This is a genomic window from Shewanella abyssi, assembly GCF_023284025.1.
Classification (GTDB): domain Bacteria; phylum Pseudomonadota; class Gammaproteobacteria; order Enterobacterales; family Shewanellaceae; genus Shewanella; species Shewanella abyssi.
Map to the genome: position 1 here is coordinate 20,658 of NZ_JAKIKR010000008.1, position 26,496 is coordinate 47,153.

At 44.6% G+C, this 26,496-nt stretch carries 30 protein-coding genes; 16 read left to right on the forward strand and 14 right to left on the reverse strand.

The genetic code is table 11. The annotated features are described in order from the left end of the window. Window positions 1–130: 130 nt before the first annotated feature. Window positions 131–1,864, reverse strand: a complete 1,734-nt coding sequence (locus tag L2755_RS05430; RefSeq protein ID WP_248979721.1) for a methyl-accepting chemotaxis protein — start codon at window positions 1,862–1,864, stop codon at window positions 131–133. Window positions 1,865–2,203: 339 nt separating this feature from the next. Here L2755_RS05430 and amrB point away from each other — a divergent pair, with 339 nt between their 5' ends. Genes amrB through L2755_RS05445 form a run of 3 tightly spaced genes read left to right on the forward strand, consistent with a single transcriptional unit; the run spans window position 2,204 to window position 3,762 of the window. After that, window positions 2,204–3,016 (forward strand): AmmeMemoRadiSam system protein B, encoded by an 813-nt coding sequence (amrB, locus tag L2755_RS05435; RefSeq protein WP_248979722.1) that lies wholly within the window; start codon window positions 2,204–2,206, stop codon window positions 3,014–3,016. Continuing rightward, on the forward strand, window positions 2,994–3,626 hold the full coding sequence (amrA, locus tag L2755_RS05440; RefSeq protein WP_248979723.1) for an AmmeMemoRadiSam system protein A: 633 nt from the start codon (window positions 2,994–2,996) through the stop codon (window positions 3,624–3,626). Before amrB ends, amrA begins: the two co-directional genes overlap by 23 nt. Before the next feature lie 40 nt (window positions 3,627–3,666). Beyond that, entirely contained in the window at window positions 3,667–3,762 is a 96-nt protein-coding gene (locus L2755_RS05445; RefSeq protein ID WP_248979819.1) for a YqaE/Pmp3 family membrane protein, read from the forward strand. Window positions 3,763–4,027: 265 nt separating this feature from the next. On the opposite strand, the gene L2755_RS05450 is transcribed toward L2755_RS05445, so the two are convergent. The 3 genes from L2755_RS05450 to L2755_RS05460 all read right to left on the reverse strand — a co-directional run bounded on the left by L2755_RS05450 (window position 4,028) and on the right by L2755_RS05460 (window position 5,440). Beyond that, window positions 4,028–4,435: a glutaredoxin family protein gene (locus tag L2755_RS05450; RefSeq protein ID WP_248979724.1), complete on the reverse strand. Its 408-nt coding sequence runs from the start codon at window positions 4,433–4,435 to the stop codon at window positions 4,028–4,030. Window positions 4,436–4,558: 123 nt separating this feature from the next. Next, window positions 4,559–4,747, reverse strand: a complete 189-nt coding sequence (locus L2755_RS05455; protein WP_248979725.1) for a hypothetical protein — start codon at window positions 4,745–4,747, stop codon at window positions 4,559–4,561. A gap of 234 nt (window positions 4,748–4,981) precedes the next feature. Further along, entirely contained in the window at window positions 4,982–5,440 is a 459-nt protein-coding gene (locus L2755_RS05460; protein ID WP_248979726.1) for a helix-turn-helix transcriptional regulator, read from the reverse strand. 332 nt (window positions 5,441–5,772) lie between these two features. Here L2755_RS05460 and L2755_RS05465 point away from each other — a divergent pair, with 332 nt between their 5' ends. Further along, the gene (locus tag L2755_RS05465) at window positions 5,773–5,937 is read left to right on the forward strand and encodes a YqaE/Pmp3 family membrane protein (RefSeq protein ID WP_202288246.1); all 165 of its coding nucleotides are present in this window, start codon (window positions 5,773–5,775) and stop codon (window positions 5,935–5,937) included. Between the two features lie 61 nt (window positions 5,938–5,998). Here L2755_RS05465 and L2755_RS05470 read toward each other — a convergent pair whose 3' ends face one another. After that, on the reverse strand, window positions 5,999–6,901 hold the full coding sequence (locus L2755_RS05470) for a LysR substrate-binding domain-containing protein (RefSeq protein ID WP_248979727.1): 903 nt from the start codon (window positions 6,899–6,901) through the stop codon (window positions 5,999–6,001). A gap of 148 nt (window positions 6,902–7,049) precedes the next feature. On the opposite strand from L2755_RS05470, the gene L2755_RS05475 reads away from it, so the two are divergent. The 3 genes from L2755_RS05475 to L2755_RS05485 all read left to right on the forward strand — a co-directional run bounded on the left by L2755_RS05475 (window position 7,050) and on the right by L2755_RS05485 (window position 10,025). Next, window positions 7,050–7,505: a CidA/LrgA family protein gene (locus L2755_RS05475; protein ID WP_248979728.1), complete on the forward strand. Its 456-nt coding sequence runs from the start codon at window positions 7,050–7,052 to the stop codon at window positions 7,503–7,505. Continuing rightward, window positions 7,505–8,194, forward strand: a complete 690-nt coding sequence (locus L2755_RS05480; RefSeq protein WP_248979729.1) for an LrgB family protein — start codon at window positions 7,505–7,507, stop codon at window positions 8,192–8,194. The genes L2755_RS05475 and L2755_RS05480 overlap by 1 nt, the downstream gene beginning before the upstream one ends. A 298-nt stretch (window positions 8,195–8,492) precedes the next feature. Then, complete coding sequence (locus L2755_RS05485) at window positions 8,493–10,025, forward strand: MFS transporter (protein ID WP_248979730.1); 1,533 nt, start codon at window positions 8,493–8,495, stop codon at window positions 10,023–10,025. Between the two features lie 104 nt (window positions 10,026–10,129). Here the strand turns inward: L2755_RS05485 and L2755_RS05490 are convergent, their stop codons facing one another. From L2755_RS05490 to L2755_RS05510, 5 genes are all read right to left on the reverse strand, one after another. Next, window positions 10,130–10,753 carry an acetate uptake transporter gene (locus L2755_RS05490; protein WP_248979731.1) on the reverse strand — a complete coding sequence of 208 codons (624 nt, stop codon included), beginning with the start codon at window positions 10,751–10,753 and terminating at the stop codon, window positions 10,130–10,132. 613 nt (window positions 10,754–11,366) lie between these two features. Continuing rightward, the gene (locus L2755_RS05495) at window positions 11,367–13,673 is read right to left on the reverse strand and encodes an OmcA/MtrC family decaheme c-type cytochrome (protein WP_248979732.1); all 2,307 of its coding nucleotides are present in this window, start codon (window positions 13,671–13,673) and stop codon (window positions 11,367–11,369) included. A gap of 181 nt (window positions 13,674–13,854) precedes the next feature. Beyond that, window positions 13,855–14,829 carry a LysR family transcriptional regulator gene (locus tag L2755_RS05500; RefSeq protein ID WP_248979733.1) on the reverse strand — a complete coding sequence of 325 codons (975 nt, stop codon included), beginning with the start codon at window positions 14,827–14,829 and terminating at the stop codon, window positions 13,855–13,857. 305 nt (window positions 14,830–15,134) lie between these two features. Beyond that, window positions 15,135–15,836, reverse strand: coding sequence for a pseudouridine synthase (locus L2755_RS05505; protein WP_248979734.1), 702 nt, complete (start codon window positions 15,834–15,836; stop codon window positions 15,135–15,137). 137 nt (window positions 15,837–15,973) lie between these two features. Next, complete coding sequence (locus tag L2755_RS05510) at window positions 15,974–16,597, reverse strand: helix-turn-helix transcriptional regulator (protein WP_248979735.1); 624 nt, start codon at window positions 16,595–16,597, stop codon at window positions 15,974–15,976. Window positions 16,598–16,723: 126 nt separating this feature from the next. Between L2755_RS05510 and L2755_RS05515 the strand changes: the two genes are divergently transcribed. Continuing rightward, complete coding sequence (locus L2755_RS05515; RefSeq protein WP_248979736.1) at window positions 16,724–17,332, forward strand: NAD(P)H-dependent oxidoreductase; 609 nt, start codon at window positions 16,724–16,726, stop codon at window positions 17,330–17,332. A gap of 146 nt (window positions 17,333–17,478) precedes the next feature. Further along, window positions 17,479–17,895 (forward strand): VOC family protein, encoded by a 417-nt coding sequence (locus tag L2755_RS05520; RefSeq protein WP_248979737.1) that lies wholly within the window; start codon window positions 17,479–17,481, stop codon window positions 17,893–17,895. Window positions 17,896–17,979: 84 nt separating this feature from the next. Here L2755_RS05520 and L2755_RS05525 read toward each other — a convergent pair whose 3' ends face one another. Continuing rightward, the gene (locus tag L2755_RS05525) at window positions 17,980–18,732 is read right to left on the reverse strand and encodes an SDR family oxidoreductase (RefSeq protein WP_248979738.1); all 753 of its coding nucleotides are present in this window, start codon (window positions 18,730–18,732) and stop codon (window positions 17,980–17,982) included. 121 nt (window positions 18,733–18,853) lie between these two features. Further along, window positions 18,854–19,099 carry a hypothetical protein gene (locus L2755_RS05530; protein ID WP_248979739.1) on the reverse strand — a complete coding sequence of 82 codons (246 nt, stop codon included), beginning with the start codon at window positions 19,097–19,099 and terminating at the stop codon, window positions 18,854–18,856. Between the two features lie 371 nt (window positions 19,100–19,470). On the opposite strand from L2755_RS05530, the gene L2755_RS05535 reads away from it, so the two are divergent. Beyond that, window positions 19,471–20,355, forward strand: coding sequence for a universal stress protein (locus tag L2755_RS05535; protein ID WP_248979740.1), 885 nt, complete (start codon window positions 19,471–19,473; stop codon window positions 20,353–20,355). A gap of 59 nt (window positions 20,356–20,414) precedes the next feature. Here the strand turns inward: L2755_RS05535 and L2755_RS05540 are convergent, their stop codons facing one another. Then, complete coding sequence (locus tag L2755_RS05540; RefSeq protein ID WP_248979820.1) at window positions 20,415–20,756, reverse strand: TehB family protein; 342 nt, start codon at window positions 20,754–20,756, stop codon at window positions 20,415–20,417. 137 nt (window positions 20,757–20,893) lie between these two features. Between L2755_RS05540 and L2755_RS05545 the strand changes: the two genes are divergently transcribed. The 5 genes from L2755_RS05545 (at window position 20,894) to L2755_RS05565 (ending at window position 25,113) form a co-directional block, all read left to right on the forward strand. Then, window positions 20,894–21,373 carry a YcxB family protein gene (locus L2755_RS05545; RefSeq protein WP_248979741.1) on the forward strand — a complete coding sequence of 160 codons (480 nt, stop codon included), beginning with the start codon at window positions 20,894–20,896 and terminating at the stop codon, window positions 21,371–21,373. A gap of 463 nt (window positions 21,374–21,836) precedes the next feature. Beyond that, window positions 21,837–22,703 carry a MipA/OmpV family protein gene (locus L2755_RS05550; RefSeq protein ID WP_248979742.1) on the forward strand — a complete coding sequence of 289 codons (867 nt, stop codon included), beginning with the start codon at window positions 21,837–21,839 and terminating at the stop codon, window positions 22,701–22,703. A gap of 14 nt (window positions 22,704–22,717) precedes the next feature. After that, on the forward strand, window positions 22,718–23,122 hold the full coding sequence (locus L2755_RS05555; RefSeq protein WP_248979743.1) for a DUF3019 domain-containing protein: 405 nt from the start codon (window positions 22,718–22,720) through the stop codon (window positions 23,120–23,122). Further along, window positions 23,122–23,835, forward strand: coding sequence for a response regulator (locus tag L2755_RS05560; RefSeq protein WP_248979744.1), 714 nt, complete (start codon window positions 23,122–23,124; stop codon window positions 23,833–23,835). The genes L2755_RS05555 and L2755_RS05560 overlap by 1 nt, the downstream gene beginning before the upstream one ends. 18 nt (window positions 23,836–23,853) lie before the next feature. Next, a complete protein-coding gene (locus L2755_RS05565; RefSeq protein WP_248979745.1) occupies window positions 23,854–25,113 on the forward strand; it encodes an ATP-binding protein in 1,260 nt (419 codons plus the stop codon). Window positions 25,114–25,140: 27 nt separating this feature from the next. Here the strand turns inward: L2755_RS05565 and L2755_RS05570 are convergent, their stop codons facing one another. After that, complete coding sequence (locus L2755_RS05570) at window positions 25,141–25,446, reverse strand: DUF1289 domain-containing protein (protein ID WP_248979746.1); 306 nt, start codon at window positions 25,444–25,446, stop codon at window positions 25,141–25,143. A 429-nt stretch (window positions 25,447–25,875) separates the two neighbouring features. Between L2755_RS05570 and L2755_RS05575 the strand changes: the two genes are divergently transcribed. Continuing rightward, the gene (locus L2755_RS05575) at window positions 25,876–26,430 is read left to right on the forward strand and encodes a DUF4136 domain-containing protein (RefSeq protein WP_248979747.1); all 555 of its coding nucleotides are present in this window, start codon (window positions 25,876–25,878) and stop codon (window positions 26,428–26,430) included. Window positions 26,431–26,496: the final 66 nt, after the last annotated feature.

The following is a 26,496-nucleotide window of genomic DNA, read 5'->3' on the forward strand; positions in this document are numbered from 1 at the left end:
AACTAGCAAGGGGGTTAATACAAGGTCTGAAAAACCTATAGAACCTATGTAGGACCGGCTTTAGCCGGGAGATGTGCCAACCATGAGCCATCGCAGCTAAAGCAGATCCTACAGGGAGATATTCCTAGGCTTAACTTATCCGGTAGCGCTCAACCTCTAGCCGCATAGACTCAGCCAGACTAGCAAGCTCACGAGTAGCTACGTTACTCTGCTCCGCACCAGCGGCAGTCTGATCGGAAATGTCGCTGATATTGATGATATTTTGATTTATCTCTTCGGTTACCGAACTCTGCTCTTCGGAAGCCGTCGCGATCTGCGCATTCAGGGCGTTGATCTGTTCGATACTGGCCATAATTTGCTGCAGTGCATCACCGGCTTGCTGTGATTTATCGACACTCAACTTCGCCTGCTCGGTGCCTCGCTCCATCATCACCATAGAATCACGGGCCCCCTGTTGTAGTCGCTGGATCGTCTGCTGGATCTCTTCCGTGGAGTCCTGAGTCCGTTTAGCCAAATTACGAACCTCATCGGCCACGACGGCAAAGCCTCGTCCCTGCTCGCCGGCGCGAGCAGCCTCGATGGCAGCATTGAGCGCTAACAGGTTCGTTTGCTGGGAGATCCCCTGAATAACATCGACCACAGAGCCAATTTCATCTGAGTGTTGCGACAATAACTTCATCGCCTCGGTCGCACTGTCCATCTCTTTAGACAGGGTTTCTATGACCTTAATGCTCTCATCGACAATACTCTGACCATTACTGGCGGCGCCATTGGCTTCCTCTGAGGTTGTCGCGGCGGCAGCGGCGTTCTGAGCCACCTCACGTACCGTCGCCGTAAACTGATGAATCGCGGTTGCGATCAGCTGGGTCTGTTGCTGCTGCTCGACCACATTACGTTGGGTCTGAGTCGACACCACAGAGTTTTCTTCGGCAGAGCTTGCCAATCTGGATGTCGAATCATGGGTGTTTTGCACCGCATGCTGAAACCTGGATGCAATTTGATTCACATACTCTGCAATATGTGAAAACTCATCGTCTCCCCCCAGCTCGATACGCTGGGTCAGATCGCCGTTTGCGATTGCATCGGCGGTATTTTCCAGTTGCGTGACAGCATGATTCATCCGTCTGATGATAAGCATTGAGCCCAAGGTGGTAACCAGAATACTGACACCTGAAAATAGCAGTACTAACAGGGTGAAGGCGGCAATATCCTCTTGGGAGCGAATAAACATGCCTTCGCCCTCTATTATTTGCAATGCTTGGAATTTTTCGGCAGCGGCGTCAATTTTGACGAACAGGGGATTAATCTGTGTTAGTAATATCCGGTCCGAATCTTCATAGGCTCCGCCTTGCAGTGCAGCCAGGGCGGGGTCGAAACCTGTATCTGTGATGCTGTCGAGCCCAGTGGCGAGGCGGTCGATCTGCACTTTTTCTTCGGCTATCAGCGAGGCGGTGAGCAGTTCATCGTCGACGATATAATGCAGTGAGTCGAGGGAGGCTTTCACCGCCAGTACATGCCTATCTAGCGAGTGGTCATGCATGGCCGCAGCCTTAGTGCTAGGATCATGTTGCAACGCCAGCAGCAATTCACTACGGGCATTGCCCAAGTCGTTAAGAACCTTACCTATATTGATACTATGTTGCATACCCTGGCTGTATAGTTCTTCGATGGAAGCTCCCGCCTCCTCCATCCCGGAAATGCCCTTGTATCCTAAAAAAACGAATGCGATAACCGTCAATAGGACTATCGCTTGCAACTGGAATCTGATCGACTTCATCCGCTGTAGCGAACCGGAAGTTTGCCGGTGAGCAACAACGACGGCAGCATCGGTCCTCTCCCCCTGAATAGCTAAGCCAACTGACATGAAATCCCCTTTTTATTGTTAGTGTGATTATGTAATTATGTAAGGTGCAATGGCGTAATGGTGTAATGGTGTAATGGTGTAATGTTGCGATGGTGTAATAGTGTAAGCACTTAATATATAGACTAATGCGAACCAAGTTATTGAGATAAGCCACATTTTTGATTGCGAGCGCCAACAGTACCTACTAATAGGTATTGACATTGACTGGTAACTGGAAGTTAAAGTAAGTATTGGCAGGGTTAGTTTCATCTGTCTTTGTACTCGATTTAGACATCATCAGCATGTGTCCTGCTTGGCCTATACTTAAAGCCTAGTTTAATGAGTCTGGCCAGATATCAGATGCTAAGTTCCATTCGCCCTCCCGCCGTCGCAGGACTGTTTTATCCGGCAGATCCTATGGTGCTATCCGCTGAGCTAGCCAGCTATATGGCTCAGGCTCAGGCGCCGCTAGAACAAATATCCAATACGATACCTAAAGCAATTATCGTGCCTCATGCGGGTTATATTTACTCAGGCCTGGTGGCCGCTCATGGCTTCTGCCACATCGAGAACAACAAACATAAAATTAAACGCGTGGTTTTACTCGGTCCCGCCCATACCCTTTATCTGCAAGGCTGTGCCATCCCCGCAAGCAGCCACTTCTCCACGCCCCTGGGCAAGTTGACCATTAACCGTTCTGACGCTGCAAAATTGGCTGCATATGATGCCGTCACCATCTCCAACATTCCCCATAGAGAGGAGCACAGCCTGGAAGTCGAACTGCCTTTCCTGCAGCATTGCCTGGATGAATTTGAGATCCTCCCCATCCTAGTGGGTGACATAGCCCCTGAGCTGATGGCCGAACTGTTGGAGTTAGTCTGGGGTGGAGAGGAAACCTTGATTGTTGTCAGCTCAGATCTAAGCCACTTTCATCCCTATGATGAAGCTAAGCGATTAGACCGGCAAACTTGCCAGAAAATCCTGGCCAATAACTGCGACATATCTTCCGAGCAAGCCTGCGGCTGCCGTTCACTTAATGCGCTTTCTCTGCAGCTTATACGTCATAATTTAAGCATCGCTCAGCTGAGTTATCAAAACTCGGGTGACTGTATCACTAGCTATGCAGCTGACAAAAATCGGGTGGTCGGCTATGCCAGCTTTGTCATCAGTTAACCTGACCGAGTCTGAGAAATGTCGATTGTTAGCACTGGCGCGTAGCAGCTTAGTTGATTCATTTGACTCAGTTCCAGCGGTCAATCGCCCCCCCACTTCGTATCATCAACTCCCCACTTCTCATTGCAAACTCCCAGATGAAGCCGTTATCGAATTGAAGCTAGGTTGTTTCGTTACCCTGACACTCGATGGTGAACTCAAAGGCTGCATGGGCTGCATAGAAGGTGAGCAACCTCTGTCTAAAAGCATCCCGGATCTGGCCACCAGCAGCGCCTTCGACGATCGGCGCTTCTCACCGCTACTGGAGTCTCAGTTAGGCCGAGTCTCAATAGAGATATCTCTGCTCTCACCTCTTACCCCCTTAAATGTCAGCAGCCAGGCTCAGCTTGAGGAATACTTAGCGCGGGATCATTGTGGTTTAGTGCTTAAAGAAGAGGGGTTAAGAGCCGTGTTTCTTCCTCAGGTCTGGGAGCACTTTTCCGGCCCCAAAGCTTTTATCGACGCCCTGAAAGTGAAGGGCGGCTGGCCCGGAAATTATTGGTCAGATAAGATAGAAGTTAAGCTATTTAAGGTTATCCACTTCAGCGAAAAGTCGGGTCTGGAAACCTAATTAAGCATTAACAGCAAATTATAGATTCAAACTCATATTGATGTATGAATATGAGCTCCCATCTATCCTAAACATACTGTGTTTACTGTTCTTTATTCCAGGCGTGCTCCACGCGTTATGGGTTGTCACCAAGTAGCATTTTTCCAGCACTATCCTTGTGCTCAGTTAGCACAGTCAACGTGATATTGAAAAGCTAACGGAGCTGGCCAAGCTTGAAGGTTAAGCCTTTTAACTTAAGCTAACCTGATAAAGAATAAGGCAACCTTGCGGTTGCCTTTTTTATTGGTCTTCAGCCAAGTGACTCTATGACTTAGCCTTTAAGGCCGCAGTCCTTCTTTGCTACAAGGCATTTTAGCGCATTAACAACCAATAACAAGCTGCCAAAAGATATGAACTAGCAACTAGAGTAAATTATGCTTAGTCAACTCAGAGGCCAATAATGATTGGTGAAAGCCGTTAATTATTCGATTGCCTATAACAATTTTTGGCACACCTGCCAAGTCAATAGAGGAGTACAGCTTGTCGGTAGTCGCATCACCCTGCTCTATATCTCTCTCGGTAAAAGCGATATTATTCTCGGTTAAATACTCTTTCGCTTTCTTACAATAAGGGCACCATTGAGTGGTATAGATGACCACTTTATTATTGGTTTCCTCAAAATGTGCTTGGGTATTCACATCGACATAATCTGGCACTTGATTGTACCACTGCCAACCTTGCTTAGCGCCTAGCCCGAGCCCTAACCCTACAGCGATAATCAAGGCATAACTAGCAACATTTCTAATTTTAGTTAACCATCCGCTACTCATATTTTGACCTTTTAATTTTAAAATCGTTGCAACTCGATGTAACGGTTTACATCATTCAATCACGAAAAATGGCACCTTGATGCAAGATGCCATTTTGAATCTAAATAGCCCTAACAGTGCTATTTAACGTGGCCCAGAACCTGGGCAGTAACGTCGTAGCATCTCGCAATACATAGAACCCGGATCATTAACATCATCACACATTTCCTCCAACGAACTACAGCTCGGGATTGCGACTACCGAGGTAGACATCGCTCCCATGCCTACGCCAAAACTTAATGCCAATATCGCGACCTTTAACTTTTTATTCATTTGAAAAATTCCATTTAATCTATTTAATAATTTACTCAGTAATCGAGTTAGTAACTGATTGAGTAATTCCCTTAGTAATAGCCCTATCAAGCAGCTATTTATTCGCCTTTCAGCGAACTCTATCTTAGGCGTTACTCACAACATCACGGTAAAACAAAATCGACCAAAACTAGCACTAGGAGGACAGAAACAGCAACCAAATGGACATTCATGTAACGCTCTCAAGGATCGAGTTTATGAGACCTTTGACAGTGATTTTAACTCTGTACAATAAATCGAAGTATTAAGCTGCAATTGATATTGTTTCGGTGAAACCCCAAACTCTCGCCTAAAACATTTTGTGAAGTAAGAGCTAGAGGAGAAACCCACTTGTTCGCAAATCTGCACAATTTGCAGTTCCCTTTCAAACAACGCCAGCGCTTTATTGAGTCTAAATCGACACAAAACCTGGCTAAAGTTCATCCCAAAAGCTACCCGTAATTTTCGGTGTAAATGCCGATGACTCATCGACAGGCTTTTAGCTACGTCAACATGGTTTAACGGCTGGTGATAATTTCCGGCTAAAATAAAACTGAACCTTTCAGTAAAATTGCCACCTTTATCTCCTATGACTTCTGGCGGAAGCGGAGGTAGACAGGGCAACGCCTGAGTACGACTCTCCTGATTGAATGAGTAAGTTTGCATAAAATCCATTTATCCTACTAATAAAGTCCAATTTCATTAATTGCTAATAAAATATTTATGTCATACTGCATAACCGTATACAGGATACAAAACACACCTTATTGTTACACTAAATTACAGCAATTTAAAATAGCTTCATCCGTCTAAACGCTCACACAGACCGATAGCCAATAATCGATTTAAACCGTTACTTCCATTCTCTTAGCCCCCCCACAGGCCATAACGTTTACAAAATCACTATTTTAGATTAAGTTTATATTTACAGTCTAAAGCAGCCGTCATCTTGGCCAGTTGCTGGTCGTCAATAACAAAGCTATTATCTTACTAAAGGGAAATACTCTATGGATACCAACAAGTTATTACTGATCATCATTGCGATATTATTACCACCAGTGGCGGTTTTCCTCAAAAGTGGCGTGGGTAAAGACTTAGTTATCAATATCATTCTGTGTTTACTGTTCTTTATTCCAGGCGTGCTACACGCGTTGTGGGTTGTCACCAAGTAGCATTTTTCCTGTACTATCATTGTGCTCAGCTATCGCAGTCAACGCGTAAAACAACCTTGTTTTAGGCTTTTTTATTATCTTCAATTAGCTGCAGCTTAACGAGCTCTATCATCGCTTTTGCGGCAAATGAGAGCGTCTGCTGTTTTCTCCAGAACAGAGATAGCTCCCAGCGCAGATCACGACTGGCTAGCGGCACGTTAACCACCGCATCCACTCGATAACGCTCAGCAATAATCTGTGGCAACAACATCACCCCAGTCCCTGCAGCCACCAGCGCGATACCGAAATCAGCATGACTGACGCGAGTAATTTCAGTCGGGGCAAAGCCGGCTTTTTCGCAAGCACTCAAAACCAATTCGTAAAGTGTGTATTCACGCTCGAACATCACTTGGGCTTGCTGGCGCAGATCATTAAGCTGAAGCTGTTTATATGAAGCCAAAGGGTGGCTCTTTGGTACCACGACCACCATTGGCTCATTGCGAATTCGCAGGCCATCAAACTCATCATCAAAATCAATAATCCCCGTTGCTAGCTCAATGTCATCTTTTTTGAGTGCCGCGGTTTGCTCTATCCCGCCGCGAACCAGCAACTGCATCTCAATTTTGGGATACTGTTGTCTAAATTTGGCTATCGCTGGTGCAAATAGCTCTGCGCTACCCAAGGGCGCTAACCCTAACCTTAATGTGCCTCCGGTCAGATTACGTAAGCCATCGAGCTCCGCCAGCATTCGTTGGCGACCATTGATAAGCTGCTCTGCATGGCGGTAAACCACTTTTCCGGCAGCGGTAAGCTTAACTTGCGTGCCGCGCTTACCTCGCTCCAACAACACCATTTGCAGCTCCTCTTCGAGCAACCTAATTGCCTTGGAAAGTGCAGGTTGGGTTAGAAATACCGTTTTACTGGCCTTTGAAAAACCACCCGCATTGACCACCTCAACAAAGTAGTGCAGCGTTTTCAGATCCATTTAGATAACCAATAGTTATAGAGTCTATGCATAATATTCATTTTTTCTATTGAATAAGCAAGCGTAAACTAACGTTATCAACTAAGGCCGCTATTCGATTTTCTATAATTCGGCATTCGGCATTCGGCATTCGAGATTAGGGATCCACATGGCTGCGAAGCAAAGTTCTATGGCGTTAATGATACCCAGTAATCTAAGCCCAAAAACACAATTCCACTTACAACGTATGTTGCAGGTGGCGTTATTTTGCGCTTTTGCTTGGGCCTGCCAAGTTATTGCCACTGAGATTAACTCTCCACTTCCAGGTAGCGTCATCGGGCTTGGACTGTTGTTAGCACTACTGTCGCTAAAATGGGTGCCCGAGCAAACGGTAAGTAGCGGGGCCGCTTGGTTAATTGGTGATCTGCTACTGTTTTTTATTCCGCCTGTGGTCGCGGTCATTAAATATCAAGCATTGCTCAAGGATTTTGGCCTAGTGTTAGTCAGTTCTATGTTAGTCGCCAGCACGATTGTTTTGCTTGGCACTGCCTTTACCGTTGATAGATTGTTTAAGCTGGAACGTAAACACAGATTAAAACTGCAACTCACTCAAGGGGCAAACTAATGAGCCTATCGCTATGGGGCGGATTTTGCTTAGCACTCACCTTAATGGGCTACTACAGTAGTAAGGCGCTTTATCGCCGTCAGCAAAAGATTTGGTTTGCGCCCATTGTTATCGCACCGCTGATGATCTTGTTGGTGGTGGTCACCTTAAACATTCCACTGGCTGACTATTTTAAATACACCCATTGGTTAGCCGCATTATTAGCGCCGGCGACTATTGCCTTTGCGGTGCCCATATACCGTGAACGGGCATTGATAAAGCAATATCCAATCACCTTGAGTGTTGGCGTAATGGTCGGCTTGCTACTGGGTATTGGCTCCTCTTGGTTAGTTGGCTACTTCACCACCCTGCCCGCAGAGCTATCCAACAGCTTGATGGTGCGCTCGGTTTCAACGCCTTTTGCCTTGGAAGCCACTAGCGCCTTTGGCGGGGTACCTGAGCTGACAGCCATGCTGGTGCTTATTACAGGCGTGATGGGGATGCTTATCTGCGAACCTCTGTTTAAGGTAGCCAAGATCCGCAGCTCGGTAGCAAAAGGCGTCGCCCTTGGCGCATCGGCTCATGGGGTTGGCGCCGCTAAAGCCAGTGAGATAGGCAGACAAGAGGGAGTCATCGCCAGTTTAACCATGATTTTTACCGGTATTGCGATGGTGATTATGGCGCCAGTGTTTGCATATATCGTTAACTAGCTTCAACCCGCATTTTTAAAATCCACAACCAAATACATCGTTATCAAAGACTGAATAAATAACCTTGATCCCAGCTCCCCGCTATTCACCTCAGCTTCTATATCATGAGTTCCTCTCAAACTGCCATTAACGCATTGGTGTTTGTCATCAAATTAGGTAAAGTGTCGACTGCAATTACAAGCTTGCAGCGTTTTGGCAAAGAACATTACCTTCATCTCACCCAAAACCAACATAAAAATGCTTCTTAAATACGAAAGCAATTATAAATATAAATAATTAAAACAATTAGAGGAAAGTTATGAGCGAGTCAAATGATGCTTACGCAGATAACGACCTACGGGAAGTCAAACAGCTGGGAATGTGGGCCTCGATTGCCAGCTTAAGCTATATTTTTTGGATTGTCGGCGGCATGGAGCTGGTCGAGCGCATCGCCTATTACGGTGTTAAAGCCAGTGCAGGCCTTTACGCTAAAGCGCCGCTATCTGAAGGTGGTCTTGGCATTAGCTTAAGTGACTACGGTATTATTATCGGTCTCTGGGCATTGATGCAGACCTTCGTTCCGGTATTTACGGGTGGCATTTCAGACCGTGTTGGTTATAAAGAGACTATCTTCGCTTCAACGCTAATCAAAATCTCCGGCTACTTGGTGATGGCGTTTTTCCCGAGTTTCTATGGCTTCCTTTTTGGCGCTATTCTTCTTGCCGCAGGCACCGGGGTATTTAAGCCCGGTATTCAAGGCACACTAGTCCTCTCCACCGGGCGACAGAACACCTCGATGGCTTGGGGGATCTTCTACCAAGTGGTTAATATTGGTGGTTTCTTAGGCCCACTCGTTGCCGTGCATATGCGCCAACTCTCTTGGGACTATGTATTCTTTGCCTGCGCCGCGATTATCTCCTTTAACTTTCTATTTTTACTGGCCTATAAAGAGCCCGGTAAAGAGGAGCGTTTGGAGCGTAATCGTAAGATTAAGTCAGGCGAAATTAAGCAAGTGGCACTGTGGCGTGATGCATTGCACGAGCTGAAAAAACCGATCGTAATCTACTACATGCTTGTGTTTGCAGCTTTCTGGTTCCTGTTTAACTCACTGTTCGATGTATTACCTATCCACATCGCTGAGTGGGTTGATACTAGTGTGATTGTGACCTCACTATTTGGACCTGAAGGGACCACCAATGGTTTCTTCCAGTTCTGGCTAGGACTCGATAATACCGGTACTAAGGTGATGCCTGAAGGCATGCTTAACCTTAACGCGGGTATGATCATGACCACCTGTTTCTTAGTAGCAGCATTAACCGCAAAGTACCGTATCACCAATGCGATGTTAGCCGGCTGCTTACTGAGTATTTTGGCTTTTGTGCTCATTGGCGCGACGAACGCTGCTTGGATGATAGTACTCGCTATTGCGATGTTCTCCTTCGGTGAGATGATGATTAGCCCGAAGAAAAACGAGTTTATGGGTAACATTGCCCCTGAAGGCAAAAAAGCCATGTATCTTGGTTTTGTGATGCTACCCCAGGGCATTGGCTGGACGCTTGAAGGTTTCTTTGGCCCTAAGCTCTATGAAGCGTATGCCTCGAAAGAGATCTTCTCGCGGGAGTTATTGGCAGATCGTGGCATGAGTGCCAGTGATATTAGCGCCATACCTTTAGGTGAGGCGTTTACAACCTTAGTCGCTTATACTGGTGAACCTGCTCAAGCGCTAACCACATTGCTTTATAACACTCATAATATCGGTATGGCGTGGTATATCATTGCGGCAATCGGTTCAATTTCTGCTATTGGGATCTTCCTCTACGGCAAGTGGTTGTTTAAGCTCCAGCAACGCTAAGTGCATACTTAGAATAAAAAGCTAGAATAAAAAATTGGAACCAAAAAAAAGCTGACATCAATGTCAGCTTTTTTGTTATTAAAACCAGCTAAAACACAGCAGGTTTATGCCGCTTTTAGTGGGCTGTTCACTGCAACTACCGCAGGTGTCGCAGCAAAGCGCGCTTTACCTACCGGCAGAATAACTCGGCCATATTCAGCGTTAAGCACTTGAGCCATGGCAAAGTACATCGCGCTTAGTCCACAGAAGATCCCTTCAAATCCCGCAATCGTGCCGATAAGTTCGCTGCCAGTAAAGTCACGGGCGGCCAATAGGAAGAACAGTATCGTCAGTGAACCAAATACAATCTGTTTCGCTAACGGATAGCGCATTGAGCCGATGAACATAAAGCCGGTGAAGATGCCCCACAGCGACAGATACCATCCCATAAATCCTGCAGGACTGGCTGCTAAGCCCATTTTAGGCATCACGATAAGCCCGACTAACGTCAACCAGAACAAACCGTAAGAGGTAAATGCAGTGGTACCAAAAGTGTCACCACGCTTGAAACACATCATGCCGACTAATACTTGACCAATACCACCATAAAATATGCCCATCGCGAGGATCATTGAATCCATCGGAAAAAAGCCTGCGTTATGAATATTAAGTAAAACGGTGGTCATACCGAATCCCATTAAGCCAAGTGGAGCTGGATTTGCGAGAGAGTTTGTAAGCTGTGTAGACATTGAGTTCCCCTACAGGAAGTGATCAATAAGCAATAAGATGTTTAGCGGTTGCGCTCAACCGCACTAGATTAGCTGTCGTTGATGAATGTTAGTTAATCTTAGCGCCGCGGATTTTAGTGAAAGCTGTCACCGCAAGCAAATGCGCACTAGGTAAAACAGCTGATGGTGAATTGAACAAAAAAACACTAATTTAAGTTATTATCAGTAACTTAAGACAAACACAACCGGGTCAAGGTAAACCCTCGCACCAACCCACACCAAGATCTCACTTTGCAGCATTAGCCGATCATGATCACACTTATCTACCATTACCACTTTAGCAATTGCTAAAACGGCAGCGGTTTACTGCTGATTAATTGCACTGGATCACAAATTTGAATATCGGTTCATTTTTATTAAAAATAACGGCTGCGCTGACTCATGCAACGCCATGATCTAAAGCGAGGTCAACAAAAGAGCCGAAATAATAACGACAAGGCGTTTTTCTGAAGCTATGCTCCGCGCCGAAGCTCCAAGATAGTGGCAAAAAAAGGGGAGCCCGAAGGCTCCCAAGAGGTTCAAAGGCGATGAGAAGCAGGGATCTCATCGCGGGTGAAACTTTTATAGTTTTAAGTTAGTGAGCGCCTCCCATATGCATCTTGTCGATACCATAGGTCTTACCTTCGGCGTGACAGGTTGCACAAGACTCAACTGGAAGGTCTTCACCATCCATTAGAGTAATACCGTCAACTATTGCGCCGTTGCTCTCGAAATGCGCCTTAGCAGCTGCACCTGAGTGAGCGTGACAAGTACGACATGCTTCAGCAACAGGGCTAATGAACGTAGTTGCTCCAGCATCAACAGCAATATTTCGCTTACCAGAAGTTAGGCCACCATCGGCGGCGAACAAGTTCACACCGTCTTTATGACAAGCTGTACACTGAGTTGCCACTGCAGGATAACCTTGAGTTTCCATATCAGAATTTAAGTGAATTGCAGGGAAGCCACGGTTGTCATCCCATAAGCCACTATGGAAACGGTGAGCTACCGCAAAGAGGTCGCGAGTGCTGTAGTTTAGCCCTTCAATCGCTTCGAAGACTGGATGGCCATCAGCATCAACTTCGTCTGTCTTGTACTCAGGTTGAACATGGTATGAACCACCCCAAGTATCATTATGACAACCAACACATTGGTCAAAACGCTCATTACCATAATGCTTTGCGATACCTAGCGAAGTATGACAAGTATTACACTTGGCTTCGTCCGCGGTAACGCGTAGAGGGTCACTGAAACGAGAGATATTTGCACCGCTGCCATCAGCATTGGCAAGATTCCAATATGTTGGAGCCATGGTGATAGCAACATAACCAACATCGTATTGTGCTTCACCATTTGCATCTAAGCATTCGATTAGCGCGCCTTCTGAGTCGGCACAGACTGAGAATCTCGGCGTAATCGCAATGCTCTTGCCGTCGAGGTCATAGTTAGCTAGTTGGGTAACAACTAACTTGCCACCTGCTGCTACAACACCGTTAAGATTGACTGACGAGCTGCCGTAATAAGTACCGTCAGCATTTACCCAACCTGTCTTCATTTCGTCATACTTGGTATAGTTGGTGAATTCGAAACCATCAGCAACGGGAGCACCATCAATCATGACGTCAAATGTTATTACGATTTCATCTGCATCAATTGTGGTACTTTCAGTATAAGAGACTGAACTGACAGCTATCTCAATTGAGTCTGTTGCGATTGCACGGGCACCCACACTATGGGCTTGCACAGGGCTTAAAATACCCGCACCGTGACAGCCAGAACAAGCAGCATCACTTCCAGGCACTATGCCAGCGTGACCATCACCGGTTTCAAAGTTAATGTCCATATGACAAGAGACACAGGCTTCAGCATAGACATTGTCGTTCCACTGGGTGCCATTATCATGACAAGTAGTACAATCGTTTAGCTCTGCAGGGAAGCCTATCTCACCAAATTCTTCTTCAGCTTCACCCGTTAATGGAACAAAACTTTTATGACCGCTGTGCAATGTATGGATCATTGCGTTCCAGTTTGCATTCCAGCCTTTTTCTGGATCTGCTTCACCGCCCGCATATGCTGGGTTATGACAAGCAACGCAATTTTCTACTTTTTGATAGTTATGATGAGCACCTATATTGGCGATGCGGATGTCAGTAACCGCGTAACCTTCTAGGCTACTATGACACTTGATACACGCGGCATTAGACACTGAATCTTTTACCGATACCGCAAGCTCACCGGTAGCAGGAATAAAGTCGACAGGAGTAGAGAGTAGCTTGTCAGAGATGCCGGCGCCTGAACTATCGACGACATTATAAGTACGTACCATCACGCGGAACAGGTTGTTGGCATCGCCTTCGGCGAGTACCACTGGTGCATTACCATCATGCTCCCAAGTACCGGTGTAAGTGCCAGGGTTGGCTTCATCTTCAACTAAGGTACAAGCTTCAACCTCTGCGCCGCCTCGAGCAGTGGCCATACCCGTTGGCGTACAATACATGCTTGAGCCAAACTCGTTAGCCAGTGCATTGTTTTGCCACAATACTGGCGCGCCGGTATCGGTAGCGTTTGCGGCTTGGTTCATCACATATAGCGCTACTTTTTCTAACCCAGTAAAAGGCATTGCTTCGCCCTTACTGTCCTTGCCTGTTACGGTAAATTTAATCGTAAAGGCATCAGTACCCACCACGACGATATCTGCAGGTGCCATTGTTAGTACGAAATCAGCAGCACTGCTTACCGTGTCAACCGTGATACCAGCAGGTGTACCCGGTGTTCCAGGAGTACCTGGTGTTCCAGGAGCACCTGGTGCGCCATCTTGACCATCGTCACCATCACTACAACCGGCTAAACCGATAGCAGCAATTAATGCCACCGCCAATAAAGACTTCTTATGTGTTCTCATCATCATATCCCTTTATAGGTATTTTAGTTCTGCATACGCAGTGAGTTAAATATAAAACAAACTCAAATATACGAAACTTATTTGTATGAATGATGTGACAACAATTTAGAGATTCAGTTAATGAAATTGCGATAAATGTAATTGGCAATATCGATTATTGAAATCAACCTCCATAAAGTAACTATTTTGGGCTCTTAGCGACTAATAGCTCTGAAACAATTCCCAGTAACAACGCCTTTCTAGCCGGGGTGTAGCGTCTATTTTTTTCATTTTTTTCAATTAGATAATATTGTGGAGCCATCATTTGCCCATGTAGTAGCCGTGTCTGTTCGCAGGGTAAAACTTCTGTCCTTAACGCTGAAATTTCATTGCTAATATCAACCTCTATCGCAGGTGTAAAAGCCAAGCTCCCCATCGTCAGTAGATGACAAAACCACTCCTCTCTGGTGCTTACCTTGTCGATGTTATCCAGTGGAATTCTAGCATTACGACAGTAGAGTTCTAAGGGGTCGATCTTATCGTTAAAGCCCTTACTTTCGAGGTATAAGAATGGATATACAGCAATATGTTCCAAGGTGATATCGGGTAGGCTTTGCCAGATGGGGTGCTCTCTGCGTCCAGCAAGGTAAACAGAATCAAGTGAACCTATGAGCTCGTTTTTCAGCTCGACGCTATATGAGGTGTCAAAAGAGATCCCAAGGTCTAACTCACCATTGTGGATCAATTCAGCCGATGATGGATCCCAGCAATGTAGACGAATATTGCCTATCGCGCCTTTATCTGAATGCTGGCTTATTGCTACCGCGAAGCTATTCATTATATTTTGGGTCACTGCGATATCTATGGTGGGCAGTAGCGTGGGGTCGGCCACCTCCGATGCGACCTGTTCAATATGAGCTATCGACTGATAGAACCGGCAAACAGGTTCATATAACTGTTCAGCCAAAGGGGTGGGTTTAAGCCCATGCTGACGGCGATAAAATAGCTCATCGTTAAAAGCTATTCTCAGCGCGGTAAGGCAACGGCTAATTTTCGGTGCCGATACTTGCAGCTCTATGGCGGTAGTGTTGGCGTGACCATTCTCGTAAAGTGTTTTAAATACCACCAGGCAAAAAACATCTAACTCAGTTATTTTCTTTAAAGATTCATTAAGCATTATTTGGAGACCTGTTGAATACTTAATTATAGGTATAGCATATAGGTCAATATCAAAGCGTGACCAACGCAGTTAACCAATAGCCAATACAGAAATATTAGCACTACATCACAGCGACTTAACCACCTAAAACGCTATCCTTTTAGCTTTTAATAGCGTCCAAAGCCATCCAGGATAAGATAAAAAGTCGATTACTTAAGTCTGACGAAGAACCGCAAGCGAAATCAACTTAAAGCAGAGCCTTAAGCCTAAGTTTGAATTATGAGTTATGAGTTATGAGTTATCACAGCTAGAGGCTAATGAGGCTATGTTGCTATTTCTACAGCTGTTAATTCGCGACTTTGCCCTAACGCTAAGTGAGGGTCGAGCACAATAGTGCCGACGGAAATACGGTGCAGGCCAATGACGGGGTTACGAAAACGGCCGAACATGCGTTTTATTTGATGATAACGCCCCTCCATCAAGGTGACTAATGCCGTGTGACTATCAACAATTTCCAGTTTGACGGGGGCGGTGGTGATATCTTCAAACTCAAAGTACATGCCATCGAAGAACGCTTTAATGTATGACACATCGATAGGGTTCTCTAGTGTCACCCGGTAAAGTTTTGCTACTTTGTGCTCCGGAGACATTAACCGCTTCGACCAGCGCCCGTCGTTAGTTAACAGCAATAATCCTGAGGTGTTGAGATCTAAGCGTCCGACAATATGCAGTTGCAGCTTGTCTGCTCGGGTTAGCAGATCGATGACCGTCTTATGTTTATCATCAACAGTCGCGCTGACAATCCCCACTGGCTTGTGTAGCATTACATAGCTTGGCGCGTTGGCTTGCAGCACTTTCCCCTCTAAGCTGATATGGGAGAACTCATCGATGATTTGATCAATATCTCGCGCCACTTGGCCGTCAACTTCAACCAGCCCTTGCGCCAGCAGCAGTCTTACATGCTTGCGATTGATGTTGGTTTTAGCACTAATAAACCGGTCTAGCCGCGCTCGTTTAGATCCCACCTTCTCTCCTATCATCTGTCATCTATCATCTATCATCTATCATCTGTCATCTGTCATCTGTCATCTGTCATCTGTCATCTGTCATCTGTCATCCGTCTACCGTCTACCGTCAATCGTCAATCGTCAATCGTCAATCGTCAATCGTCAAGCGGCACAATCTTATAAGCGCAGCGACGGGCTCCTTCAATAATATGCTCTTCACGGCTCACGCTGGCATCTTCTTTCAGCAGCGACTGAAACAGCTGCAGTTCAGAGCGGCAAAAATTGAGGCACGAGGAAGCCGCGGCGCATATTGGACAATGGTTCTCTAGCAGCCAATAAACATTGTCGCTCATGTCAACGGTGGCCATATAACCCTCTTCCGTTCGCAGTTTAGCCAACACTGCTAACTTGGCTGGCAGATCAGCGGCATCGGCGAAGGCGGCTTGGTATTGCTTAAAAGATGCCTGTTCACGATGAGTGATCAGCTGCTCTAAGCCTTGATCACCAAAAATAGTTTTCACAGAATCAATCAGTTGTACTGTCAGCTCTTCATGGCGATCTGAAAAGTGACTGTTACTTTTTGCGGTTAACGACCAGTATCGCGTCGGCCGGCCACGAGTCGCTTTTCTATCTTCAAAAATAACATCGCGACTCTCTTCGAGGCTTTGTAGATGCTGACGTACACCCATGGTGGTTAACTCAAGTTCTGTCGCTATGACTTTGGCTGTCAGCTCGCCTTGGGTCTTTAACATCTGCAAAATTTTATCGCTGGTTTTCATAAATACCTCTTTTACGCTTATTGCACATTATTACTGAATCAGCTCTTATGTAAACTTTTTTCTTTACTTTATTAAGTAAGGCGTTTACTTTACTTAATAAAGTAATAAATAAAAAGGTTTACTTAAATGGAATTAGTCATTGTCAGCGGAAGCCAACGCAAGGATTCGCAAACTGCAAAAGTTGCTCAATACTTAATGCAACAAATGCTAGCGACTCATAATGTAAAACACATTGAGCTTTGCCAGTATCAACTGCCTTTTTGGGACGGCGATCCCCAGAGCAAAAATGTCGACGGGAGTCGCTGGCCTTTTATCGCGCAACAGATTAAACGTGCAGATGCGCTAGTATTGATAACACCAGAGTGGGGCGGCATGGCTTCACCATTGATTAAGAATTTTTTGTTGATGTGCGACAACCAAGAAACAGCCCATAAGCCGGCGTTATTAGTGTCGGTTGTCAGTGGGATGAGCGGCGCTTACCCGATCGCAGAGCTAAGGATGAATGCCTTAAAGAACAATAAACTGGTGGCGACACCTGACCACCTTATTATTCGCAATGTTGCAGAGGTGCTAAACCAACAACAGCCAGTAAATGAGCGCGACCAACACTTACGTGAGCGCATAAGTTACTGCTTGCATATGTTGTCGCAGTACAGCGATGCATTGACGACGATACGTAGCAATCATGAAGCCATGCCCTACTCTAAGCAGCAAGAGTACAGTTATGGCATGTAAAAAATACAGCTTATTTACTATTAACCAATTAACCAATTAACCAATTAACCAATTAACCAATTAACCAATTAACCAATTAACCAATTAACCAGGTAACCAATTAACCAGGTAACACAGCAAGCAATTAACCAAGCAAGGAGCAACCCATGATGCATTTAGAACATTTAAATTTAGTGGTAAAGGACATATCGACCACACTGGTTTTTTACCGAGCAATTTTTCCCCACTGGAAAACCCGCGGTGGTGGAGTGAGTCAATGGTATGGTGTTGATCGCAACTGGATCCATTTTGGTGATGATTACCAATACCTGACGTTTAACGATGACGGCGTTGGTAATAACCGCGATTTGAGCGGTCATCAAGTCGGCTTGGCTCACTTTGCTTTTGTCGTCGATGACTTAGACGGCATAATAGAACGCCTCGCGGCGATAGGACATCCTGTCGATAAAGCGGGGGCAGAAGACCCTTATCGACGCAATGCATATTACATTGACCCCGACGGTTACGAGGTTGAATTTGTCCAATACCTTAGCGATATTCCAAATGAACGTAATCGTTATTGATAGCACAACGGATAAGTCACTATGGTCAGTAACGGCAAGTCATAATCAGTAATGACAAGTCATAGTCAGTAACGATGAGTCTGATCAACTCATTTTTCGTAGCCAAGCATCGGGGAGCACGCGCAACACCCAATGCAATAACGACCATGGCCAACTGGGGACAAAACTATTGGCTTTTTCAGCTTCAATGGCTTTGACCATGGCGCGGCAACCTACATCGGTGTCGACAATAAAAGGCACTTTTTCGACCTGCTCATTAATTTCACTGCGAATAAATCCAGGATGAATACAGCTAACACTGATAGGGGTGTGCATCACATCAATACGGATCCCTTCGCTCAGAGAGGTCACTGCCGCCTTTGTTGCCGCGTATACTGTCATGGCTCGCCTGAAACCACGCACCGCACTAACCGATGATATGGTGACTAGGTGACCCGAATTTTGCTTTCTAAAAATCAGCATTGCAGCTTCAGCTTGAGCGAGCAAACCAATAAAATTAGTTTCTGCTGTTTGCTTGTTTGCCTCAAAATGCCCTGTACCAATAGAGGCTCCCTTGCCCATACCGGCATTAATAATGACTCGGTCAATACTGCCTAACTCTTGATTAAACTCATCAAACACATCGAAAACTTGCTGATGCTCAGTGACATCTAAAGATTTAATGGAGACGCCAATACTGGGGTTAAGCTGTTCAAGCTCACGCTTTAGGGCTTCTAACCTATCTATACGCCGTGCGCACAGCGCTAGATCTCGTCCCATCTTGGCGAACTCCAATGCCATTCCACGGCCAAGCCCTGAACTGGCACCGGTGATCAGAATCGTTTTTCTTACTGTCATATGATTTGCTAATGTTAGTGTTATTTCTAGCTAAGCTAATGTTGATTGGATGAAAAGTAAACAGCCGTTTGAACTCGTTAAAGCAATATAAATGCAGCGGTGTTAAAAGTATAAAGCTCAGTTAACCGAGCCAGATAGCTATCATCAGCAAACAAAGGTAGAACGAAACCCCTACGATAAATGTTGTATTGAATGGGTCTTTCTCTTGGTACTTGCGACGGCGGAAATAACTAAGGGGTGTTAACGGGTGGCGGGTTTTCCCAAAGGTAAAGATACGGATTACTAATGCGCCTGTGAGGCAAAATACAGCTGACAACACAAAGTCCCAAAGCAACCAAAATACCCATTCCATTGCAAATAAAAACATAGCCTTTCCTTAGCGAGTTATAGCCATTAATAGCTTTGAACCATTCCTAAAACAGGGCGTAAATTACAGCTAAAATTACAGCTCACACCTAGTAACATTATATTAACAAACTGATAAAACAGTGTCATGTTAAACATTATTAACATGAATACACATCAACATTGGCACCGACTAATGCTTGAAAGTATGTGAATTTTACAACGGATGCCATAAGGCTTCTGAAACAAATCAGTTAGTTAATATTGAGTATATTGAATAGCACTGTAGAAGCGGATTTTAAGCGCTATTCGTTATCAATAAAACGGTGTGTTCATGGGGTTTTCGTCTACAGTTGTTCAGAATGGAGTGAAAGGAAAACGGAGTACTTCACTATGATCTCGTACCAGCATACGTTAGCACTAGTAGACAACCATTCGCCAGCGCAGTTTGCCCTAAACAAAGCGCTACAACTCGCCTATAAGACCAAAGCCAAAGTCACGGCCCTAAAGGTTGAGAGGCCTTACAATAACATTCTCAGTCGCTTAGGTTTGATCCCAAACAATGCGCTGGATCCAATGCTTTTTGTCAATAAACTACTGAGTAAATTTCAACATCTAGGCGTCAATATAGAAGTAAAAGTGATCAAAAATGTCAAAGACCATGTGGCGATCCTCGAAGAAACAAACAGCGGTGATTACGACTTGGTCGTCATCAATAATCAGCACCACAATAGCATTGTCAGGGAATTTATTTCCAGCTGTGAGGCGCACCTACTGCGAGAGAGTCAACTACCCATTTTGATTGTTGGTAATAAAGGTTGGCAACGACAAGGGCATATTTTAACCGCACTAGAAACGGCTGAATCAAATATTGCTCATAAAGCGTTAAATCAAAATTTGCTAGATGATACTCAGCAATTAGCCAGTTTGCTGGAAAATGACATCCACCTGCTTAACTGCTATCAATTGAAAAATTGGAGTATGTCGGTCAATCGAGACCAGACATTGTTCACTGACGCGGAGCAAAGAAGCCTACACTGGAATCACCTCTTAGACTCGGCGAAACCCTACCAACTGGATGATGACCACCTCCACCTTGAACAGGGACTACCGGATCATGTTATTCCCGAAATTGCCCATAAATGTAATGCTAACCTGCTGGTCATTGGCGCAGGCGAACATCATGGCTTTATGAGCGAGTTAAAGGGCCACACTTCATCGGTGATTATTGATCAATTGAAATGCGACATATTAGCGATTAAGCCAGTACACCACTAGAACGCTGTATCTCTTTAATCTTGCCGCCATTAAACAGTATTCAATGACGCTATGATATTTTAACTGGCGTCTCTTTCACTTTGGTTTTCTGTCACTATCTCTGAGCCCGCTTGCGCCCAAAAATCGACTCTAAATTTGGTGTCGTCGCTGAGCAATTCTACTTTATGCCAATATTGCGGCGGGGATATAGCGGTCTGCCCAACCTCTATCACGATCTCTTGCTCTACCTCTGCCCGCCTATCTTTAAAGCCATAAAATTTTAGCGTGCCCTTTAAAACGTGAATTTGACCAAATACACCCGCTTTTGTGTTGTGCAGATGCAAGAACATCTTAGGCACTGTGTCCTTATCAAACAATGATGTTGATTTATAATTTACAAAATCTGTTGGTATCGTTGCCATAATGTCTTTTAATCCCTTTATCATTACCACGCTTTGCTTCAATATAGCTTGATTAAGCCTGAGTTAATCAACTATCTGCACACTTAAGCGTATTAGTATCCAAAGCATCAGCCGATGCGTAGAATTAATGAGCCACTATGAAATCTGAATACCGCTATACCACCCAATATACACTAGATAAAAGTCACTTTAGCGAGTGCTTCGATGAGTCAGTTGTTATCGATACTTCAATACGTGCTTATCGAAAGGCTATCATTTTTACGCTTATGGGTATTTTGCTATTGCTGACCGGGATTAATGCCTACGCTTCTTGGTTTTTAATCGGCTTAGGCGTATTAGAAGCATTGAACATTCGTTACAAAAAGCCTTGGTGGCTTATGCGCCAAATGATGAGTAAAGCGGCCAGCAATGAAGTGACGCTCACAATCGATGAAAACGGGATCTCCAATGATTCGTTTTATGTTAAAGGGACCATTCTGTGGCAGGACGTTGTGTCTATCTCTGAAACAAAACAGGGCTTTTTAATCAAACAAACGAAAACCGTTAGTTATCTGTCCAAACGTAGCCTAGATGAAGAGGCCATTAGGTTCGTCTGTGGTAAAATGGCGCAATATTAAACCGAGTGGCACTTAAGATGAATAGCCTCATATAGAGTCATTTTTGGCTGAACGAATCACTAACATCGTTCAGTCAAAAAATGTGAACAATGTCGAGATAGTTGAACAAAATGTAACAATTAATTTACTCGGCAAAATTGTTAATCATTAATGCGACGTGTACAGGCTAGAAGCTTAATCTCTATTAAAGAGGGAATACAAAGATATCACCTTCAGTACTTATACTTACTGCAGCACAGAAACCTTCGACTATTCAGCGTTCTAAGTATAGAGCTAAAGCAGTAATTAATGCTGGAGGATCGAATCAACTATGACACCAAGCTCGAGCCAATGATTCAAACAGACTAATTTGTGAACTGTATCACTTTGCAACAAATTGACTCCCCCCCATGATGCCATTAGCGATTAGTGATACTCTATATTCTCTTTTGTTAATTTTGTAATCATAAGTCGATATCACTCTATGCATTATTTGTTGGCGCTAATCCTTACCATTAGCTCTTTTGCAGCCACTGCGCACGCTAGCGACGATGCTTGCGACAATAACACCGACTGTATTGAAATTGGCCGTTGGGATATTGGTATTGCACTTGGCTATGGCACTAAATCTAATCCACTTAAAGATTTTGATGATATCCCCCTCTATGCTGTTCCAACTATTGCCTACTATGGTGACCGTTGGTTTTTTGATAACGGTAATATTGGTTACACCGTCACTGAAGGTGAAAATTACACTGTCAACATAGTCAGCACTTTTAGTACTGATCGTGCTTTTTTCTATCGCTGGGATCCGTCTAATATTTTCCTTCTCAGTGGTAACGGTGTTGAGCGATCTACAGGTATGTCAATCATGGACACCCCTGCTGAGCCGGTGATCGATTCCAATGAATTAAAAAATAGAAACTTTACCTATCTTGGCGGAGTCGAAGCATTTCTTTACACAAGGTTTGGTATAGTCAAAGCCTCTGTTACACATGATCTTTTTAATGTACACAACGGAACTGAAGCACAGCTGAGATGGTTGTACAATATCCCACTTGATAGTTGGAATTTTGAGTTCGCAGCTGTGTTAGACTGGAAAAGCGAACAAGTCGTTGACTATTACTATGGTATTAGACCAAGTGAGAGCCCCTATTGGAGCGAGAAGTACCAAGCGGAGTCAGCTTTGAATCAAAGTATCGAATTCACAGGACAATATGTGCTAACTGAAAATTGGAATCTTTTGCTCGTTGCGCGTTATACCGATATTGCCGATGAAATTGTCGATAGCCCTCTGCTCGATACCGATTACACAACTACCTATTTTGTAGGCGCAGCATATAGGTTTTAACGCCAGTGTTATCGATGACTAAGAAAATATCATTGTGTCTGCTTTTTTGCTCATCTTTGAGTGGCTATACTGTCGCTGAAGATATTGAACTGCTTGCAACAAGCCTTAGCCTATCACCCAAAATTTGTATCACCAGTAAAGATGAAGAGATCTGTAACGTCGAAGTTGTACTAGAGTGGCGATTGTTGCAAGAGCGCTCAATATGCATCCTTTCCGATTACAAAGAACTAAAAAAATGGTGCAACAGTTCACCAGGCATTAACTCTTTAGCGGTCAATATCAGTGCAGACAAAGATATTCAGTTTGTCATGATAGACAAAGATACCCACGAGACACTCGCAGGTGTAAAATTAAAAGTTACTCAAGCTTCTTCGCCTCAAGTCAGGCGTCGCTACCGCAACCCATGGAGTTTATTCTAATGACCAACTCTCAATCTACGCATAGAGTCCTACTCGTAGAAGATGACATTCGTCTGGCCAACTTGATCGTAGATTACTTAAAATCGCATGGCATGCACGTCGAAGTCGAGCGTCGCGGAGATACCGTATTAACCCGCCTGATCAACTATAAACCTGACATCATTTTACTGGATATTATGCTACCAGGCATGGACGGTCTTACCTTATGTGAGAAGCTACCAGACTACTTTGCTGGGCCAATCTTATTAATGAGCGCATTAGGCTCAAATGAAGATCAAATTAAGGGCTTAGAGCTTGGCGCCGATGATTATGTGGTTAAGCCTGTCGAACCCGCGCTATTAGTCGCAAGAATTAATAACTTACTGCGCCGTCAGGCAAAGCCGCCACAGGTAGAGTCTCACTGCCTAAGCTTTGGTAAGTTAAGTATCGATCCTCACACTCAAGCCATTCGTTTGGGTGAAATAGAGATTGACCTCACTAGCCATGAGTTTGAACTGTTATGGTTACTCGCCTCTCAGGCAGGGCAAGTCATGAGCCGCCAATATATTTATCAATATTTACTGAATATTGACTTTGACGGTAAAGACAGAAAAATTGATGTGCGTATTTCACGCCTTAGAAAGAAACTGGGTGACAATATTGAAACACCTTTTAGGATTAAAACAGTCTGGGGACAGGGATATCTATTCGCGCCAGAAGCATGGAATAGCTAACCTCCACACGAGTCAAAAATGAAGCGTCTATTTTTAAGCTTATATTTACTGTTAAGCCTTGGCTTTCTCGGTATAGGTTGGACGCTCGACAGTCTGTGGAAAAACAATGTCGACCAAGAAGGTGCACTCGATGCACCTTTAGTGGCTTTGGCGCAGGTGTTAACAAAACTGCCCGCGCAAGAGCGACAAGAGATGCTCGACAGCATCAGTCGTAATCCTGACTTTCCGTTAACATTGCTCGATGCTGACCAGGTGGCCTTTTCAGACGAGCAGATAGTCCATAGTGACGCCGTTATCGCCACGCCATATGATCGCAATCATGAACTGCAATTCATTGCCGTCGGCAAACAAATCTTAATGGCTGGCCCCATAGAGCTTGATCCCGACGCCAGCCTGCGTGGTCTTTATAATGTCTTCTTTTACCTCTCATTAGCTTTTGTGGCACTGATTTGGGTGTGGCCACTGTCTAAAGACTTAAAAACCCTGAGAAACGCAACAAAAGAGTTTGGCCAAGCAAAGTGGAATACCCGCATTCAGCTCACGAAAGGCTCACAAGTACTACCATTAGCCACCACTTTTAATGATATGGCAGCCCACATTAGTGCGCTCATCGAAAACCAAAAACACCTTTCAAATGCAGTCTCCCATGAGATAAGAACCCCGCTAGCACGGCTCAAATTTGCACTCGCGTTAATCCCGCAATATTGTTTGCCTGAGTCTGATGAGCTGCGCCGCCAAGCGTTTCTCGAAGAGATGCAGCTCGATATAAAGGAGATGGAAAACTTACTACAAGAGCTGTTGACCTATGCCAGTTTAGAAACTCAACGAGAAGGGCTGCAATTTGAACTCTGCGACTTAAACAGCTTAACAAAGCAAACCATTAAACGTTTACAGTCACAGCACTCGACGCCTATTGAGTTAGTTGAGCATCAACAAACGGTGCAACTGAAGGCCGAACCGTCGTTAATTGAACGGGCCCTACAGAACTTAATCACCAATGCTCAACGTTTCAGTGTAGAGAAGATCACCGTCGAAATTAGCACTCAAGGTAAGCAGATATTACTGAGTGTGGCTGATGATGGTGAAGGGATATTAGCGCAAGATCAGCTAAAGATATTTGAACCCTTTTATCGCTGTGATACCCGTTATAATGGCAATAAAGGCCATGGTTTAGGCTTGGCCATCATCAAGCGAATTATGGAACGTCATCAAGGGGATGTATCGCTAAAAAGCCATCCAGGTTTTACTCAATTCACCTTAAGATGGCCTAAGCCATAATTGACTTCGGCACTAATTCAAACCTGTTTAGTCTAATTTAAAATCACTCACATCAGCGGGTTCGGCGGTTTGTTGGTTAAAATCTAAACTAGGATTGGCTCTCGCTCTCTCCTCTATCAGCTGTGTTTTCCTTGCCTTTAGCATCGCCAGTTGGCGACGACGCTTACGCTGCTTACAAAGCCTGATAACATCAAATTTTTGCGCATCAGAAAACTCGAGCCACTTGAAACGTTCGTCTCGATTACGTAAACACCCTTTGCAATATCCCCTCACATCACTTTGGCATACACCAATGCATGGACTGGGGATCTCAAAAAACTCTAATTGCTCCATACTCTAAACATATACTATGGAAAGAGTAATACCAATTGCATTAGGTATTTAATCAATTCAGAAGCGCTCAAGCTTTTCAATTCAAGGCGCATTGACGACAGAATGGTTATTCCCTTATGAGCCAATGCAAAGCAGAAGTGGAATGCGTGAGCGCTTCCCGTAGGGTGGGTTTCAAAGCGCTGCATGCTACGCCGAAAACTCTTGATATAGAATAACTATTAGCTTCAAGTTCCCGGCTTGCCTTCATCGCTTTGAATTCCCACTGAATGAACAGATACTTAATGCAATTGGTATAAACCAATTGCATTCGCTAGGCTAGCTATCAAAATACTCAATAAAGCAGCATACTAAATGAACGTGTTTAGCTAAAAACAGATCGTGATCAAACAACATAATGGGGCTAATGCCTTAAACTAGAGAGGCTAGATAATGAACACAGTAAAACGAACCTTATTAACTTGCATTTTATCACTAGCGCTACTCACTCTAGTGGGCTGCAGTTCAACCCCAAAGAATGATTACGATCTTAATGTCGACTTCTCTCAGTTAAAGACCTTCTCACAAGTAGCACAGGTGCAAACGACCGATCCGCTCAGCGCAGCAAGAATTCAGCAATCTATTGCTGCCGCACTGACCACTCAAGGGTTTATCCAGCAAGATGAAGCCGCTGACTTTATAGTGACTTATGGCTTTAGAGTAGATGATAAACCGAAAGATTCAGGCTTTTCTATTGGACTAGGTGTTGGCTCATGGGGGAGTTCTAGTGGCGCATCAATCGGCACCAGTGTTGATGTCCCTGTCGGTAGCGATACTGCTAAAATCCAGACCATACAAATCGATGTTATTGACCCGCAAACACAGAAACTGATTTGGCGCGGCAGTGACACGTTTTCTTTTGATGATGGCGGCGAAGAAAAGGCACAAGAAACCAACATCACCGTCGTTAAAATATTGGCGCAATTCCCGCCCCAGAAAAAGCCTTAAAAGTCATCAAATTTAAGACATTAAAAAAGGACGCATTGCGTCCTTTTTTGTCCCCAATATTATTCG